General features: G+C 63.9%; 7 protein-coding genes. 2 read left to right on the plus strand and 5 right to left on the minus strand.

From position 1 onward, the window contains the following. The first annotated feature begins 83 nt into the window (after positions 1 to 83). Positions 84 to 12023: a filamentous haemagglutinin family protein gene (locus HU230_RS07245; protein ID WP_176532283.1), complete on the plus strand. Its 11940-nt coding sequence runs from the start codon at positions 84 to 86 to the stop codon at positions 12021 to 12023. Here the strand turns inward: HU230_RS07245 and HU230_RS07250 are convergent. The 3 genes from HU230_RS07250 to HU230_RS07260 form a co-directional block, all read right to left on the minus strand. Then, entirely contained in the window at positions 12020 to 12784 is a 765-nt protein-coding gene (locus HU230_RS07250) for an IS5 family transposase (RefSeq protein WP_176532282.1), read from the minus strand. The two genes, HU230_RS07245 and HU230_RS07250, sit on opposite strands and share 4 nt — an antisense overlap. A 505-nt stretch (positions 12785 to 13289) precedes the next feature. After that, a complete protein-coding gene (locus tag HU230_RS07255) occupies positions 13290 to 14291 on the minus strand; it encodes a methyltransferase (RefSeq protein WP_176532281.1) in 1002 nt (333 codons plus the stop codon). An 8-nt stretch (positions 14292 to 14299) separates the two neighbouring features. After that, positions 14300 to 15265: a tripartite tricarboxylate transporter substrate-binding protein gene (locus HU230_RS07260; protein ID WP_176532280.1), complete on the minus strand. Its 966-nt coding sequence runs from the start codon at positions 15263 to 15265 to the stop codon at positions 14300 to 14302. A gap of 129 nt (positions 15266 to 15394) precedes the next feature. On the opposite strand from HU230_RS07260, the gene HU230_RS07265 reads away from it, so the two are divergent. After that, positions 15395 to 16336: a LysR family transcriptional regulator gene (locus HU230_RS07265; RefSeq protein WP_176532279.1), complete on the plus strand. Its 942-nt coding sequence runs from the start codon at positions 15395 to 15397 to the stop codon at positions 16334 to 16336. 401 nt (positions 16337 to 16737) lie between these two features. Here the strand turns inward: HU230_RS07265 and HU230_RS07270 are convergent, their stop codons facing one another. Beyond that, positions 16738 to 17325, minus strand: a complete 588-nt coding sequence (locus HU230_RS07270; protein WP_176532278.1) for an ANTAR domain-containing response regulator — start codon at positions 17323 to 17325, stop codon at positions 16738 to 16740. After that, on the minus strand, positions 17322 to 18485 hold the full coding sequence (locus HU230_RS07275) for a transporter substrate-binding domain-containing protein (protein ID WP_176532277.1): 1164 nt from the start codon (positions 18483 to 18485) through the stop codon (positions 17322 to 17324). The genes HU230_RS07270 and HU230_RS07275 overlap by 4 nt, the downstream gene beginning before the upstream one ends. Positions 18486 to 18856: the final 371 nt, after the last annotated feature.

An 18856-nucleotide genomic window follows, 5' to 3' on the forward strand; every position in this document is an offset into this window, starting at 1 on the left:
TCGTCACAGCCGCGAGGGTCTCGGTGCTGGCGCTGAGACGCGAAATCTTCGGCTGTCGTCGCCCGGCGCAAGAAAGCGATTCCATGGTTCCCCGCCTCTCCAGGTCTCTCACCCGCGCGACCGTTCGCACTGCATTGTTTGGCAGCGTCAGCGTCGTGGCACTTCTCACCAATACGCCGGTGGTCGCGCGCCCGTTTGGATCGAGCTGGACGGTGTCGCCGTCAGCCGCGGCGATGGCGGCTTCGCAGTCGGCAGCGCAGGACGCGGCGGCAGCCGCCAAGCAAGGCCAGGATGCGATGGCGCGGGCCACGCGCGCCATCCAGGCGATCCAGGGCCTGCAGAACGCGGCACGCGCCGCGGCGCAGACCTCGCAGCGTTCGGTGACGTTGCCGCAGGTCGCAGTGCCCAACGGCCTTGCGACCGGCGGCCTGCAGGTGGCGCCGGGATGGCAGGGCGCGAATGCGCCGACGCAGGCGATCGACGCCGCCGGGCAGACCCAGGTCGGCATCGCGCAGACCAGGGCGCAGGCGATCCTCAACTGGAATTCATTCAACGTCGGCGCGCGCACCACGCTGACCTTCGACCAGCAAGGTAATGCGAACTGGGTGGCGCTCAACCGCGTGGTCGGCAGCGCGGCGCCGAGCCAGATTCTCGGCAACATCAAGGCCGACGGCTCGGTCTATGTGATCAACCAGAACGGCATCATCTTCGGCGGCGCGAGCCAGGTGAATGTCGGCTCGCTGATCGCCTCGACCGCCAACATCACCGACACCCAGTTCCTGCGCAATGGCATCTACGCGCAGCAGGCGGGTGGCCAATACGTGCCGAGCTTCACCGATGCCCGCGGCGCGGTGAGGGTCGAGGCCGGCGCGCTGATCTCGACCAACGCACCGTCCTCGGTGACGCAGGGGGGCGGCTTCGTCCTGCTGATGGGAGCCGAGGTCAGCAATGCCGGCTCGATCAGCGCGCCGCGAGGCCAGGTGCAGCTCGCTGCCGGCAACGACTTTCTGCTGCGGCCGGGTTACAGCACGGATGCCAACCAGGCCTCGACCACACGCGGCAACGAAATCTCGCCGATCGTGCGCGACGCGATCGCGGCTGTCGGCAATTCCGGCCTGATCTTCGCCCAGCAAGGCGACATCACGCTTGCAGGCCGCAGCATCACCCAGGACGGGGTGCTTGTCGCCACGACCTCGGTCAACACCCGCGGCACGATCCACCTCCTGAACGCAGCGTCCGATGCCGCGGGCAGCATCTCGCTCGCCGGTGGCAGCCTGACCGCGATCCTGCCCGAGCTCGACAGCAGCGACACCGCGCTCGACAGCCAACGCAGTCAGTTGGTCACCGATTCCAAGGCCGTCACCCACGCCCCGGTCGCCAACGCCCAGTTCGATAATCTTTCCCAGCTCGCCGACCGGCTCGACCAGGGACGTATCGAGATCGTCAGCGGCGGCAGCGTCAACTTCAAGGACGGCTCGACCACGCAGGCGCAGGGCGGCCAGGTGGCGGTTAGCGCCGGCCGCCGCGTCTTCGCCGAGAGCGGATCGATCATCGACGTCTCGGGCGTGCGCGGCGTGCTGCTGCCGATGTCGACCAATAACCTCCTGATCAACGTGCAAGGCAACGAGCTGCGCGACTCGCCGGCCAATCGTGATCGGGACAATCTGAAGAACGCGGACGTCTGGATCGACGCGCGCGACCTGGTGCTGGTGCCGGCGGGCACCGGCGGCTATGCGACCGACCGCTACTATACGCCGGGTGGCCTGCTCGAGGTCTCGGGATATCTCGCCAATACCGCCCACCGGATCGGCGAATGGGCCGCGGTCGGCGGCACCGTCACGCTGTCGGCGCAGGAAGTCGTCGCGCAGAAGGGGGCGGTGTTCGACGTCTCCGGCGGCTCGATCAGCTATCAGGGCGGCTACATCCGCACCACCAATTTCCTGGGCGCGGACGGCCGTCTCTACAGCGTCAACCAGGCACGCGCCGATATGCAGTTCTACGGCTTTGGCGCGGGCTTCATTCGCGAGCACAAGCTCGGCGGCAAGGTTGCGCCGAATCTGACCGAGGTCTGGACCAGCCCGTTCGGCAAGGGCCGCGTGACCACCCGCTGGGAAGACGGCTACACCATCGGCCGTGACGCCGGGTCTCTCGTCCTGTCCACGCCGACGGCAGTCTTCGAAGCTGATATCGTCGCTGATGTCGTCACCGGCTCACGCCAGACGACGGCGCGGCCCGACGGCACCACCGACGGCTACAAGCTGTCGCAGAATGTCGCGCCGCTGCAGGGCAAGCTCGCGCTCGGTGGCTATTCGGGGCTCGGCCTCACCAGTGCATCCGCCGCGCAGGTCATCTTCGGCCGCACGCCTGAGATCACCGATGCGCTGAACGCCACGTCGGTCTTGCCCGACGATCGGATCGGGACTGCGTTGTTCAATTCGGACGCGCTCAATGCCGCCAGGCTGGGTGGTCTCAGTGTTGCGAGCAGCAAGGAAATCCTCGTCGAGGCGCCGCTCGAGCTTGCTCCTGGCGCGCAGGTGACCTTCATGGCGCCGCATGTCGAACTCGGCGCCAATGTCACGGCGCATGGTGGCAGCGTGACGCTGACCAATCTCATGCATGCCGTGCTCGGCCAGGGGCAGAACGAACAATGGTGGGCGCTGAACGATGCGAACGGCAAGTCGCAGGTCACGATCGGCCAGAACGTCGCCGTCGATCTCAGCGGGTTGTGGAGCAACGCGCTGAGTGGAGCCGATGGATCCGGTCAGGCGCATGTCGATGGCGGCAATTTCACCGTTTCGACGACCGGCGGCGTCACGCTCGCGAGCGGGTCGCTGATCGATGTGTCCTCGGGCGGTGCCATCCTGGTGACTGGCAAGACGAAAGGCGGCAAGGGCGGCAATGTCAGCCTCGTGGCCAATGACTATTCGCATCTGGCCTGGACGCAGTTCTTCACCAACCCGCTCATCCTCGATGGCACAATCCGCGCCTATGGCTTCGCCGGCGGCGGAACGCTGACGCTCAACGCGGGCCAGCAGATATCGATCGGCCAAGCCGTGGCCGATGCGCTGGTGCTTGATCCGGCGATCTTCCAGTCCGGCTTCACGGCCTACAACATCAGCAGCAACACGGGCATCCAGATCGGCGAAGGTGCTCGTGTGGACGCCGAGGTGCCGGTCTATCGCTTCACCGCGCGCAGCTACACCACGTCCAGCGGGAGCGTCGTCACCGAGGCCGCGGACCTCTGGACGCCTGCCAAATTCACGATCAATTCCTTCACGCGCAGCGCCGCGCAGCGCGTCGGCGCCGATCTGACCTTCTGGAGCCTGCATGATTTCACGCTGGCGAAGGGCGCGTCGATCAACGTCGATCCGGGGCGTTCGGTCTCGATCTTCGCCAATCGCCAGACTGTCATCGACGGTGCGATCAAGGCGCCCGCCGGCAATATCCTGATCACGAGCCTGCAGGATGCGCCCGGCGACGTCAGGTACAACATGGGTTACGGCGAGTTCGGCCTGGCCCGATCGTTCTGGATCGGCGACGACGCGGTGCTGGACGTCTCTGCGCGCGACGCGGTCGGGCGCGACGAGAAGGGGATTTCCTATGCCGCGGTGCCGGACGGCGGCACGATCCGCATCGGCGGCACCGGAGCGCTGGATCCAAAATATCCCGTCGTCAGCGATGCCTTCGTGATCGTTCGCCCGGGCGCGCTGATCGACGCGTCGGGCACCGCTGCGGTGGTCAATGTCCAAAGTGGCAACAGCTACGTCCCGACGCCTGCCGCGAGCGATGGCGGAACGATCTCGCTCTATTCCAGCTTCGGCATGGCGCTCGACGGCACCTTGCGCGCGGCATCAGGCGGCAGCGGCGCGTCCGGCGGCACGCTGGACCTGACCATGTCGTGGCGCGGCTACATCGTGGGCCAGCCGAACGCCAATTCGCCCTATGCCAGCAGCGAACTGCCTCCGGAGTTCCAGAGGTCACGCGATATCACGCTCGTGCAGAACGCTACGGGCAGCGGGCTGAGCGCCAGCCTGTCGCCCGGCCAGGCCGATCCGGCGCTGCAATTCGGGCGGACGGTGATTGGCGTCAACCAGGTCGAGAAGGGGGGCTTCGCCTCGCTGGCGCTCTATACCCGCGACCTTCTCATCTTTGACGGCAATGCGGATCTCAGCCTCTCGCGCAGCCTTCGGCTTTCGAGCGGCGTCATCGCCGCGGCGCCTGACACCCCGAACAGCACAGTTCGCTTGTCCGCGCCCTATGTCCGTCTTGATGGCGTCTACAACGCCGCGGATGCGCAGGCGGCGGTGGGCTATTCTCCCGGGATCAACGACCTTCACGTCCGCAACCCGGCGGTCGGCGGAAGTTTCACGGTCTCAGGCGATCTCGTCGATGTCTATGGCAACGTCCAGTTCGGAGCCACCGGCAAGCAGGGCAGTGGAGACGTGGACCTTGGGCGTCCCATCAGCGTTTCGTTCGACGCCCGCGGCTTTCATCAGGTCGCGTTGCAGAGCAGTGGCGATATCCGGTTCGGCAACGGCGGTCTCGACGTTGAGAACCTCGCACTGACCGCAGACCAGATCTATCCTTTGAGCGGCGCGGTTGCCGCGATCGTGGTTGGGCTCCGTCCAAATGGAATCAGTGCCGGCTATGACCCCGACGCCCATCTCGTTATCCGCCGCAACGACGACCAGACACCGGCGGTACCGGCTTCGGTCTTTGGCGATCTGACCCTTGTTGCCGCCAATATCGATCAGGGCGGCGTTCTTCGCGCGCCACTGGGGCGCATCTGGCTCAACAACGATGTCGGGCCATCCGACGCGCACATCGTCTTGCGAAGCGGCAGCATCACCTCCGCAAGCGCAGCCGGCTTGATCATGCCGTTTGGCGGCACCTCGGATGGCATCACCTATCAGGGCGCGGACGGTACACTGCGCAATCTGGCGAGCGCCGCTTACGACGATCATTTAGGTAACATCAAGATCGCCAGCGGCGTTTCGATCAACGCCGCGTCGGTGGTCGGTGAGGCCGGTGCCGTGCTCGACCTGACTGGCGGCGGCACACTCACCGGCGCGGGCTTCATCTCCGGTCGTGGCGGCTCCGTCGACGTGCTGAGGACGGCGCTCGTCAACGCCAATCCGGTCAACAGCTACAGCTCTGCGGGCGACAAGGTCTACGCGATCGTGCCCGGGTACGCCGCTGACTACGCGCCGGTGATCGCAACCAATGGCGCCGGCGATCCGGCGGTCGGGCAGCAGATCACGCTGCCCTCCGGTGTGCCGGGAGTTCCGGCGGGCACCTACACGCTGCTGCCGTCGAGCTACGCGCTGGTGCCTGGCGGTTATCGCGTCGAGCTTGGCGCAACCGGAACAACCATCACGGCTTCCGTCGCTGCGGGCAATGGCTCCGTCGTCACATCGGGGTTTCTCGGTGTTGCCAATACCGGTATCAGGGACGCGTTGCCGACGCGGGTGATCCTCACGTCGGGCCAGACCACGCGGCTCTATTCGCAATACAACGAGACCGGCTATGCCGATTTCGAGCGTGCGCAGGCGGCCGCATTCGGCGGCTTCCGGCCGCGTCTGCCGGAAGATGGCAAGATCCTCGAGATCGGACTTGCCCAGCAGTCGGACAACACCAAATCACTGTCCTTCGCGGGCACCGCATTGTTCGATGGCGCCAAGGGCGGCATTGACGGCACGCTGATCGTCAGGCCGTCGATTGTCTCGTCCGGTCCTGCCGTTCTGGACATCACCGCACCAGGGGTCTCGCCGATTATCGGGCATACGTCGGTCTCGAGCGACGACGTCAATGCCTTCAGGGCGCCGACGCTCATGCTGGGCGGCACCAGCACGTACTTTTCGGAGGACAATCCCGGGGCCGGCGCCAAGATTTATTTCGACGGACGGACGGCTGCGGCCGTCAACCTACTCGACGGCACGCTGATCCGCGCCGGCCAGGTGTTCCTGGTCGGCAAGACGATCAGCATGTCGGGCGGTGCGACGATCGATACGCGCGGACTGAGCAGCGCCGCTGTCGATTCCACGCTCGGCTATGTCTACGGCAACATCGCGCCTTATTCGTCGGCAGATCCCGCAGGCAGCCCGGCCGTGCTCGCGGTCGCCAACGGCCGGTTCCAGTTCCTGGATGCGGTTGGACCCGGAAAGATCAGCATCGCGAGCGGTGCGTCGCTGCTGACCGACGGCAGCGTGGTGCTCGCCGCGCCGGGCGGGCTCACGATGGGCGACGTCAATTTCGGTGCGCGTTACCTCAACGTCACGCAGGAGCAGGTCAATGTCGGCAACGCGGCCGCGCTCGCCGCGGCGCAGGCCGCGGGGCAACTGCCGGCGGGCTGGAATCTCACCCAGGATGTGCTCGACAAGCTGCTGCGGCCGTCGACGACCGCCGGCAGCCCTGCGCTCGAGCAGCTCATCATCACGGCAAGCGGCGCCTTCAATTTGATCGGCAGTGTCGACCTCGACACTACGCGCCAGGGCGGCGGTGCCGCAGGCTCTCTCAAATTCGTCCTCAATACACCGGCGATCTACGGCCTGGGCACCGCGAGCGACACCGCCAGCATCACCGCCGACATGCTGGTCTGGAACGGCATTCGCACCGGCAGCGGCAGCACTGCGAGCCCTTACGGCAGCCAGACGCCTGCCGCGGTTCTGCCCGGTGGGCCCGGCACGGGATCGGGGCATCTCGCCATCACCGCCAACGAGATACTGTTCGGCTATGACGCCTCGCTGAGCAGGCCGACCGATGGCGCAACGCTGAGTCGCCTTGCGCTCGGCTTCTCCGATGTCACGCTGAGCGCGGCGAACCGGATCACCTCGAACAGCAATGGCACGCTGAAGGTGGGACTCAGCCAGGACAGCGGCGGCGCGTTGCAAGGCGGCGCGCTCACCATCGCTACTCCGCTGATCACGGCGAGCAGCGGTGCCAAGTTCGATGTCAGCGCGGGCGCAGCCCTGCGTCTGGTCACGCCGGCGGGAGCAGCTCCCACCGACACGCGTGGCGCGACGGATCTCGGCGGCACGCTCTCTTTCACCGGCGACAGCGTCCTCGTGGATACCGCATTCGCCTTGCCCTCCGGCAAGCTGACGCTGAATGCGACGCACGACGTCGTGCTCGGCGGAAGCGCGGTACTTGATCTGTCAGGCCGCGGCCTCGCCTTCTTCGACGTTACCAAGTTCAGCTGGGGCGGCGACCTCGTCCTGAGTTCCACCAACGGCAATATCATCCAGACTGCGGGGTCGGTGATCGATGTCTCGGCCGTGAACAATGCGGCCGGCTCGATCGCGGCCAAGGCGATCGACGCCGCGCATGGGCAGGTATCGTTCGCCGGCACGCTCAAGGGATCGTCGACGGGGGATTACGACAGTGGCCAGTTCACGGTCGCGGCGCAGAATTTCGGCGATTTCGCCGCGTTGAATGCCAAGCTCAACGATGCCGGTTTCTTCAGCGCCCGCAGCTTTGATCTCCGCCAGGGCAGCCTTGTCATCGGCGACGGCGTCAAGGCACGCTACGTCACGGTCTCGGTCGATCAAGGCAGCCTCACGGTTGACGGCAGGATCGACGCGAGTGGGGCGAAGCCCGGTACCGTCCGCCTGTCCGCGCGCGACGATCTCAGGCTCACCTCAAATGCCGTGCTCAATGTTCATGGCAATGTGCTTTGGATCGACAGCTACGGCGCGCCGATCGAAGCCAACAACACCGCGCATGTCGAACTCACCACCACGCACGGCACCATGACGCTGGCTGCGGGCGCCACCATCGACATGACCTCACCGGATGGCGTGACGCGCGGCAGGCTCGAGCTCAACGCGCCGCGCCGCGGCGGCGCCGGCGGAGATGGCGCCGGAGCCAACGATATCGCAATCGACGCGCGTGGCCCGTTCAATATTCGCGGCGCCAGCAGCATTGCGATGAACGGCTTCCGCACCTACGACCTTCCGGGCGGCAGCGTCATCGACCAAGCCTATCTCGATGGTCTGCATGACGACAGTATGGCATTCATCAATGCGGCGCTGCAGAATGGCGACCTGCAGAACCGCCTGGCCGGGCTTGCGGCCCACGGCTCCGCCTTCCATCTACGGCCCGGTGTTGCCATCACCTCAAGCGGCGATCTGTCGACCAAGGGCGATCTGGATTTCTCCGGCTACCGCTATGGGCCGAACGCCGATCCGGCCGTGCGTGGCTCCGGCGAACCGGGTGTGCTGGTGGTGCGTGCCGCCAGCGATCTCAAGATCAACGGCAGCATCACCGACGGCTTCGCGCCGCCGCCGGCGTCGCCTGACGCGGTGACCGTGATTGCCACCGGCACGTTGCCTGCCGCCTACACCGTCACGACGAATGGCGTGATCCTCGGCAATGGCTCGACCATTCCGCGCGACGGCACAATCAACATGGAGTTGAAGCTCGACGACGGAAGCATCACGACAAGCCCGAACGCCGCAAATTCGCTCCCTATCACGATCACCCTGGCGGAGGACTTCACCGTGAGGGGACCCGCCAATCGGGTCAGGACGCTGAATGGTGGACGAATCATCGCTCCGGACAAGACCTACAATCCGGGTGACGTGTTGCCCCTTGGCACAGTATTTCCGGCCGGCACCGTGTTCGAAAAAGGCGTCTATTTCACCGGGCAGATCTTCATCAACGCAGGCATTAGCCTGACGCTTCAGCCTGTGACGCTGCCCGCAGGGACCAGCCTTGCCCTATTTGGGGGTTACACGTTCACCGCCGATACGCCGCTTCCCAAGGGCACGGTGCTGCCGGCTGGCATGACGAATATCAATCTGACCGGGCCCGGTGATCGCCAGATCTGGGCGATCGCCCCGATGCTCGCGCCGGGCACGCAGTCCTGGTCGATGCGGCTTCTGGGCGGCGCCGATCTTGCCAGCGCCGACAGCCGCACGTTGCAGTCCGCCAACGCGCTCGCCGGTTCGGGCAATGTGGTGTTGAACGATCCGTTCAACGTCACCATCAACAAGCCGACGACGACGGGCGTCAGCGTCCTGCGCACCGGCACGGGGGATCTCGAACTTCTCGCCGGCGGCAACTACGATCAGCAGACGCCGTTTGGCGTCTATACGGCCGGCACGGCGATCAGGGAGACCGGGACGGCCGCGAACGATCCCTACAACGTCGGTCGCGGCACATTGGCCGATGGCTCGCTGCTCGGATCGGCAAACGCGAACTATGAACCGACGCTGGGTTCGCAGCGGATGTATTACCCCGAGCACGGCGGCGACTTCCTGCTGGTCGCGCAGGGCGATGTCAAAGGCACGCTGGCGAAGCCCACGACCGAGATCGGGTCCTGGCTATGGCGCCAGGGCGGTTCGGAAATCGGCCAGCGGACCGCCTGGGGCATCAATTTCGGCAGCTATACCTACGATCAAATCCGCGACGCGAGCATTTTGAGCCTGGGACTGTCCGCGTTCTCCGGTCTTGGCACGCTCGGCGGCGGCAACGTCACGCTGCAAGCGGGTGGCACGCTCGGCGGCGACACGGGCCGCGGCGTCGTCGTCGCCGTCGGCGGCAGCGGCCGGGTGATGGCCGATGGCAGCCTTGTGCAGACCGGTGGCGGCACGCTGTCGGTGAAGGCCGGCGAGATCGGCACCGGCGGCAATCAGTTCGTCAATCTGCGTGGACGGATCGATATCGCCACGGGAGACTTCGGCAGCCTCACCGCGTCAAACTTTCGGGTCGATGGCGGGTCGGATCCGCGGCCGATCAACCCGCTGACACCTTATTCCATGACCACGCTGAGTGGTGGCGATTTCGCACCGGGCGACAGCGCGATCGACATCCGCGCGCGTGGCGATCTGGCGGTCGGAACCATTCTCGACCCGGGTCGTGTCGGCACCACCGGTCTCACCGCCGCCGGCAATGGCGACGAGGCAGCGAGCTGGTTCACGCTGTGGACCGGGACCACCGCACTCGACATGATGGCCGCCGGTGGTTCGCTCTCGCCGGGTGGTGGCCCGGCCATCTCCCGCTTTCTGCCCTCGATCATGCGGGCGGTCGCCGCGAACGGAAACATCTACGGACTTGGCGGGGGAATGCTGCTGCCGTCACCGAACGGTGCGTTCGAGGTTCTCGCGCGAGGATCGATCTTCGGCAACACACTCGAGACCGGTCTCCTGACGACGCCGGCGTCGGCTCTGGCAACGCCGTTCAGGCCCGGCTGGGCGAGCTTGACCAATGGACTGAATATCACTGCGTCCAATTACTGGGGCGACTACAATGCGCTAAGCGATCAAATCAACGGCGCGCAAGCCGTTTATTCTTACGGTACCGGCGCACAGCCCTTCGTCTTCGATGCGAACACGGTGAAGGACAGGGTCGTGCCGGCCCAAAGCGATCTGTCGCGCATCTATGCTGTGAACGGCGACATCACGAGCATTACCTATGGCCGGATTCTGACAACAAGCCAGTTCGTCGCTGGCGCGAACGTCTATAGCGTGACTTATCAGGCAGCAAGGCCGCTGCAGATGCTGGCGGGCGGTGACATCGTCGATACGATGGGCCTGATCCTGCATAGCGATCAGAACGACGTCTCGACCATCGCGGCCGGCGGCAGCATCATCTATGCTGGCTGGCCAGGGCTCCAAATCGCGGCGAAGCAAGGATGGGCGATCGCCGGGCCGGGCACGCTCGAAATCACGGCGGGCAGGAGCATCTATCAGGGATCCACGGCCACGGTCGAAAGCATCGGAGCTCTCGCTGCGGGCGACAAACGGCCCGGTGCCGGCGTGGTCATGCAGGCTGGAGTGGGCGTCGGCGAGATCGGCATCGGACAAGTGGACTGGGCCGGGTTTGCCAGGCTCTATCTCGATCCGAACAATCTCGCAGGCGCGGGACCGCTCGCCGACCAGCACGGCAAGGTTGCCAAGACCTACGGGGATGAGCTTTATGACTGGCTGACGGAACGCTTCGGCTATAGCGGGACAAAGGCCGATGCCCTCGGTTACTTCGTCACGCTGCCGGATGCGCAGCGGCGCATCTTCCTGCGGCAGGTCTACTATGCCGAGCTGACCGCGGGTGGGCGCGAATACAATGACGCGGGTGGGCCACGCGCGGGCTCTTATCTGCGCGGGCGCGAGGCGATCGCGACGCTATTCCCGAATCCGTCCGCCTACCGTGGGGACATCACGATGTTCACGGCGGCCTCCGGTACGCTGGGCAAGCCGAACTACAAGATTCAAAGCGGCTTCGTTCACACCGATTTCGGCGGCGACATCCAGTTCCTCACACCGGGCGGCGGCGTCACGATCGGCACTGAAGGGCTGCTGCCGGATGCCGGCGCCGGCCTCATCACGCAAGGCGCGGGCAACATCCAGATCTGTTCGCAGAACAGCGTGCTGATGGGCCTGTCGCGCATCATGACCACGTTCGGCGGCAATATCGTCATCTGGTCGGCGGAGGGCGACATCAATGCCGGCCGCGGCGCCAAGACCACGGTGATCTATACGCCGCCCAAACGCGTCTACGACAACTACGGCAACATCACGATATCGCCTGTGACGCCGTCCAGCGGCGCCGGCATCGCAACGCTGCAGCCGATCCCGGAGGTGGCACGCGGCACCGTCGATCTGATTGCGCCGCTCGGCACCGTCGATGCGGGCGAGGCCGGAATCCGCGCGTCGAGCTTCGTCAACATTGCGGCGCTGCACATCGTCAACGCCGCCAACATCCAGGCGCAGGGCGGCGTCATCGGCGTGCCGGTGGTCCAGGCGCCCAATATGGGTGCCCTGAGCGAGGCCTCGAACACGGCCGGCGCGGCTGCCCAGCAGGCGGCCGTGCCGCCGCCACGTAATAACGAGCAGCCCTCCGTCATCATCGTCGAAGTGCTCGGCTATGGCGGGGGCGACGGAAGCGATGATCAAAAACGGCGCGGCAACGACAGGCAGAGCCAATACGATCCGAATAGCGCCTTCCAGGTGATCGGCGATGGCCAGTTGACCGCGGAGCAGATGAAGAAGCTGACGCCGGATGAGCGCCGTCAGGTGGCGAACTAGGGCGCGGACTCATAACGCGCGGCCAGCCATAGGCGGATAGATGCGAGTTGGACGAAGGCAAGGTAGTTTCCTGCAAGCCTGTCGTAGCGCGTCGCCACCCGACGGCATTGCTTGATCCTGTTGAAGAACCGTTCGACGTGGTTGCGAGCGCGGTAGAGGTACGGGCTAAAGCAGATCGGAGCGCTCCGATTGCTTTTCGGCGGGATGTTGGCCCACGCTCCCTTCCTCATGGCAAGCTCCCTGATCCTGTCGGCGTCATAGCCCCGGTCGGCAAGCAGCATTGACCCGGGCTTCAGGCGAGAGAGCAGTCTTCCGGCAAGTCGTACGTCGTGCGCCTCGCCGGGGCTCAACGCCAGTCGCACCGGCAGACCATTGCTATCGACCACCGCGTGGATTTTGCTCGTCAAACCGCCGCGTGACCTTCCCATCGATTGGCGCTGGTTCCTTGTGATACAGGCCCCATGTTGATGTACGCGGACGATAGACGTGTCGATCATCTGGACACTGGCATCATGGGCAGCGGCAAGTGCGTCTATGATGCGGCCCCAGACACCAGCTCGCCGCCACCGGTCGAACCGGTTGTAGCAAGTGGTGTATGGGCAAAACGCCGCCGGCAGATCACGCCAGGGTGCTCCTGATCGGAGGACCCAGAAGATGCCATTGAGGACGCGTCGGTCGTTCACCCGAGGAACGCCACGCGGCTTGTTCGGCAGCATCGGTCTTATGGCAGCCCATTCATAGTCGGCCAGTTCGTAGCGCATGATCGAGCCCCGAGTTTGGGAGTTTGAATCATGGGACACCGGCCAAACGCAATGCTTCTGGCTCGGACCCGGTTCGGCGCTTACGGGCAGAAGCGGACATCAACCTGCCGACAATCCCTGATAAATCCGTCGAAATTGACCCAACTGCGACATTGGTTCCTGAAGCGCATCTTCGATACCCTCATTCGTCCAGCGATGCTGCGGTTCCGAGGGCAGGCCCAATGAGGCGGCGCGAGCTTATCGAAGTTGTTGCCGGATTGGCGGTAACATGGCCGCTCGGAGCACGTGATCGGCGGCAGGAGTCCCGATTGAACGGGGTTCCGAGTAGCCGCTCGGCCGAGGACTTCGCCAAGCTCATTGCAGCATTCTAAGACGGCCTCGCATAGGCGGATTGATCGACGGTGCGAGAGCTTGCTAAGGCCGATGATGTCATCGAATAGCACGCCCCACTCGTTGCGGCGTGTTTGTCCGCCTCTGGCGCATCGCCGCAGCCGGCTTCCAAGTCTCAACAAAGCCGCGACTCGGTCAGATTAAATCGGCCAGCGCGGAGAACCGCGATGGGACGGAATCCACTCTCGGTCAGGAGCCGATAATATTCCCTTTCGGTCCGTTCCCGTCCACCTGGACCGCGCAGCATGTTTAAATCGCTCATCGCGCACGACCTGCCCGCGTCATCGGTACCGGGCAATTCCGGCATCGCACGTTCGACTAATAGCAGTCTGCCTTTTTGGGGAAGCGCTTTGCGGCAGTTTCCCAAAATGATGCGGCTGCGTTCATCATCCCAGTCGTGAATAATGCTTTTCAAGATGATCGCATCGGCCACTGCAGGCACCGCGTGAAAGAAATCGCCTGCAACAAAGTCGACGCGGTCGGAGATTCCGAGGTGCCCGAAGTGCTGGTTGGCGGCGTCGGCGCACCTCGGCAGATCGAAAACCGTTCCTTTGATATTCGAGTATTCTCTCGCCACAGCGCCCATGAGTTCCCCGGAGCCGCCTCCGACATCCATCAAGTGGGAGATCGTGCCAAAGTCGTAGGCCTGCAGCAGATCGTGCGTGACCAGCCGTGTCAGGTCTGTCATCGCTTCATTGAATATCCGCGTATGCTCTGGCGTGCGCGCCATCAAATCGAAATTGTCGTCGACGTCCTGGAGTTGGGCAGCCGTCTTCCCCGACATGATCGAATCCAGAAGACCATCCCACCTCCTGCCTTCAAAGATGACCCAGTTCTTGAACGATCGTTCAGCAGCACCGTCGAGCCCGGCCCCCAGTTCGTTTAGCAAGTAGCGGCCTTCGCCGACGCGAGAGCAAATGCCGACGGTCGAGAGAGCGACGAGCAAGCGGGCCAGTGCGTCCCGGTCCGCGCGGGTTCGACTCGCGAGTTCTTCGACCGTTCGCGGTCCGTCGCGCAGCAATTCGGCAAGGCCCAACCTGGCAGCGACATAGATCACAGCCGTCACACGGTGCGATTGAACAAGGTCCAACAACTGTTCGGGGGGATTGGTGGTCATGTGCCGCCCTAGTCTTCGATCGGGAATCCTGACGCCCTGACGATCGGTCCCCAGCGTTCGAACTCGGCGCGCTGGATATGTTTAAGTTCGTCCGATGTCGTTCCTGTTGGCTCGCACCCCATGGCATGAATCTTTGCGCGCATTTCGGGATCGCTCCCGATTGCAATGATCTCCTTTCCCAGGCGCTCAACGAACTGACGCGTGGAATGGGCAGGCGCATAGAATGCGAACCACCCGGCCGCGTCGATATCGATCCCGCTCTCCTTCAGAGTTGCGGTCTGGAGCAGGAAGGAAGATCGCGCAGCGGCTGCGGTGGCGATGATGCGTATGCCACCGCCCCCATGTTGCTCCAGGAGTTCGGAAAGAAACGCCATATACATCGGGACCCGGCCGGCCAGCACATCCGGGAGGGCAGCAGGCGTACCCCTATAGGGCGTGTGGCGCAGGTTTAGGCCTGTGATCCGGCCAAACTCGCCGCAGATGAAATGAGGTGCTGTACCTGCTCCCGGCGAGCCGTACACGGCCTGTTCGGGATTGGCCTGCATCCAGTCGATGAGTTCGTGCACCGAATAGATGGGCAGCTTCCCGCTGACCGCCAGAGCCAGATCGACCGTCATCACCTGTGAAAGTGGCACAAAGTCGCGCTCTGCATCATATCCCAGGCTCCTGAAGAGATGCGGCTGAAGTGTGAATTGTGAAGCGGAGGCAAACAGCACTGCCTCCTCTCCCGGTGCGGCATTCTTGACCGCCTGAGCGCCGATGCGCCCGCCAGCGCCAGCAAGGTTCTCCACAATCGCCACCTTGCCGAGCCTGGTATGAAGCTGCTCGGCAAACAGCCGGGCGATCGAATCTCCCGACCCACCAGGCGCGAATGGAAACACGATCTTCAGCGGCTGGTCGGCCGCAATAACGGGTAGCGGAAGAGCCAGAGCCGAAAACCCGGCCAGTATGGCGCGACGCGAGTAAAGCTGCATGGCGTTCTCCATGTGCTTGGGACAGCAATGCGATGATCCGGCCGGCTTTCCATCTCGCTATTCTGAAGCAACAACGCTATAACCCGAAATTGCATTTTCCTATCGGGCTATAACGTGAGGTGAATACCCATGCAGTGGCACGACCGCATCGGCCGACGCCTACGCCTCAAGGATCTGCACACGCTGCAGACCGTCGCAGAGGTCGGCAGCATGGCCAAGGCGTCTCGCCGTCTCGGGTTGTCGCAGCCGGCGATCTCCAAAGCTATCACCGATATGGAGCATGCCGTCGGAGCTGCGCTGCTGGATCGCACTTCGCGCGGAGTTGAACTCACTGAGTGCGGTCGCCTTCTTGTCGATCGCACGCGCGTCGTTTTCGACGAAATAAAGCTAGGTGTTACCGACATTGTGCAAAGGTCAGATCCAGCGCAAGGGCTCGTTGCGATCGGTACAACCGAGCCGGTCACCGCCATCGTTACAGAAATTATCGGACATCTCGTCCGCAGATATCCAGGTATCAGGTATCATATCACGATAGGTGATCGGGATGCGCTGGAGCATGCTCTGCGCCAGAGAATGCTTGATCTGGCTATAACGCGCTGGGCGCCGTTGCCGGTCGCTGATGATTTGTCCGCGCAGGTGCTGTTTAGATCCTCCCTTGCGGTGATGGCGGAGCGACGGCATCCGCTCCTGCGATCGAGGAAGAAGTTGAAGCTCGCAGAACTTATGCAAGAGCAATGGACGCTCTCGCCGCCCGATTCTTTTTTGGGGCGTACCGGCGTCGAGCTATTTCGGCGACATAACCTGCCGCTTCCGCCAACGACCGTCACCACGATTTCAATCTACATGCGGTTGAATCTGTTGGCGAGCAGCCGGTTTATAACCCTATTGCCCATGCAGATACTCAGAATGCGATCGAGTAGCGCATGGCTGCGCGCGCTGAACGTCGATCTTGGCGATACTTCCGCCCCGATAGCCTCAATCACCCTGAAGGGACGACGGGCCGGAGGTGCCGTCAAATTATTCCAAGAGGCCAGCCGGGAGGTCTGTAAGGCGCTGGTTGGAGTGAGCTGATTGGTCCGAGCGGACTGTTCATAAGCGGACCTGACGAGTCTATGAGTACGAGTTTATGAGTACGCGCCCTAGCAAGATGAGTTCGGATTGAATCGGTTCGGGCGCACTGCTTCACCTCTCCCGCGCGGGGAGAGGTCGATTTGCGAAGCAAATCGGGTGAGGGGCCGCAGCCCTGACGAGGGCCGGCAGGCGACGCTTGCACAAGTTCGGAATAATCGAAATATACCCCTGAGTCGCCCGACGTGTCAAGTTGCTCTGTCGAACGACCGCAGCCGCCAGCTGCTTTGCATGGGGTTGTTTTCGATATTTTGGCAGCACACACCTGCGGCGGCAGGCAATCGCGCTCGATCGCTCTACAGACTCGTCAAGCCCGGTTTCGAGCCGGGCATGGGCGACACCGGCTAACCGGCCGCTCGGGGCAGGGAGCCCGTTACCGTGATCTCGGCCGAGAGCTCCTCGATGGTCTTGCGCTGCTCCATGGCCGCGCGCCGGATCAGCGCAAAGGCGGCCGGTTCGGCGAGCGCATGCGTGTGCATGACCTGAAGGACGGCGGCGAGCACGACGCGGCGGGATCGCAGGCGCTGTTCGAGCTTCAGCACCTGCTGCTTGAGCTCGCTGGTGCGTTCGCTTCGCTCGAAGGCCAGGACGAGCGCGGCATAGATGCCGGCCGAGCGCAGCGGCTTGACCAGAAACGAGGCCGGATCGAGGTCGAGCACCAGCTTGAGGCGGCTCGGCGTCTCGGTGCCGAGCAGGGCAATGACCGGGCCTCGCCCCAGCGACGCGCGCTGCGTCGGTGAGGTGAGCGGCAGGAACTCGTCGTCGATCAGCGTCACGTCCGGCCGGCAGTCGATACTGGCGCCGCCATCCCATGTCACGATGTCGATCCCGAGACGTTCGAACTGGCGCCTGACGATCGTCGCGTCGCGCTCGTCCTTGATGACGACGAGCGCCTTGCGCCCGCGCAGCGAAAATGATGACGGTTTGCTCATTTCACAACCCGCAAATGCGGCGCATTCGGCAACGTTCCATCCCTTGCGGGGCCGGCGGCGATGTCGAGCTGCGTCAGATAGGGATCCGGTTTAACCGGAGCTTCAGCTTCCCAGAAGATGTCAAACTGTCCGTCGGCGTTGGAGACGGCGAGCCGCGGCGTCAGGACGCAGTGGTTGTTGCTGCCGTCGATCCAGACCGGGCCTTGCGGCGAATTGTAGCGATGGCCGGCCGCGGCGCGCCGTACCTCGCCGATATCGGACGTGCCGGCGCGTTGCAGCGCGCGGGCCAGCAGATAGACCGCGACATAGGCGGATTGCCCGTCCACCGACGGGCTGCTGTGCTCGCCGTGACGCGTCTTCCAGCGCGCGACGAAGGCCTGGTTCTCGGGCAGGCGGATGCTTTCGAAATAGGCCGACGACGTGATGCAGCCGGCCGATGCGGGGCCCGCGATCTTGAGCTCGGGCTCGCACAGGCTGCAGCTCAGCATCGGGATGTCGAGACCTGCCGCCGTGGTTGCGGCATGAAACGCGCGGATGAAATCATAGCTCGAACTGCCGACCAGCGTGTTGAACACAACCGGCGGCCGGCGCCGTACGATCTCGTCGACGATGTGCGTGACCGCGCTTTCACCGAGCTCGAGCAGACGTTCCGCGAGAATCCGTCCTCGCGCGGCCGTCACCAGCTCGCGGGTGACGCGGTTGGTCTCCCAGGTCCAGACATAGTTGGAGCCGACGCAGAAAATCTCGCGCGACAGATTGTCGAGCACGTAGCGCACCAGCGGCAGCACGTTGTGATTGGGCGAGGCGCCGACATAGATGACGTTGTCGGAGCATTCGAACCCCTCGTAGCGCGCCGGATACCAGAGCAGGCGGTCGGTGCGCTCGACGATCGGGAGCACCTGCTTGCGCGAAGCCGAGGTGTAGCAGCCGATGATGTGCTCGACGCCGACATTGCGAATGAGGTCGTCGCAGACCGTATGGTATTCCGAAATGATGCCGCGGGGATCGCGGACATGCGCCGATATCGCGAAGTCGAACTCGTCCTGCTCGTTGATCTCGTCGACCGCCATCATGGCGCTCTTCAGGATCTCGCGCCCCATGGCCTGATAGGGCCCGTGCTGCGAGCAGATAATGCCAACGGGAATGGACGGCTTTGTCATCGACGACTTTCGGTGCAACTCATGCAGGAAACCATCTTCGCAGAGGCCGGTGCAAGTGGTCATGCCGATTTGCTGCGCAGCACCTCGCGAAATTTGTGCAGCCAGCCTCGTTGACAACGCGCTGCACACCTCCTTAGAATTTTCTCCTACAGGGCTTCCTGTCGAACCTTGCGTGCGTCGATTTGGCCGATGACGTCCCGATCGCCGCGCAGAGTGCTCCGTTCGATCCCGGACCCACGCGATAGTTCATAGCCGCGGCATTTGGGCCATTCGTCACCTTCGTTTGGAGGGGCGGGTGGCTTTTTGCTTTTGCCGCCAAACAAATTGGCGACACATCCGTGTCGCCAAGCCGGAGGCGCATGCGCGGTGAT

Source organism: Bradyrhizobium quebecense, assembly GCF_013373795.3.
In the GTDB taxonomy this organism is placed as follows: domain Bacteria; phylum Pseudomonadota; class Alphaproteobacteria; order Rhizobiales; family Xanthobacteraceae; genus Bradyrhizobium; species Bradyrhizobium quebecense.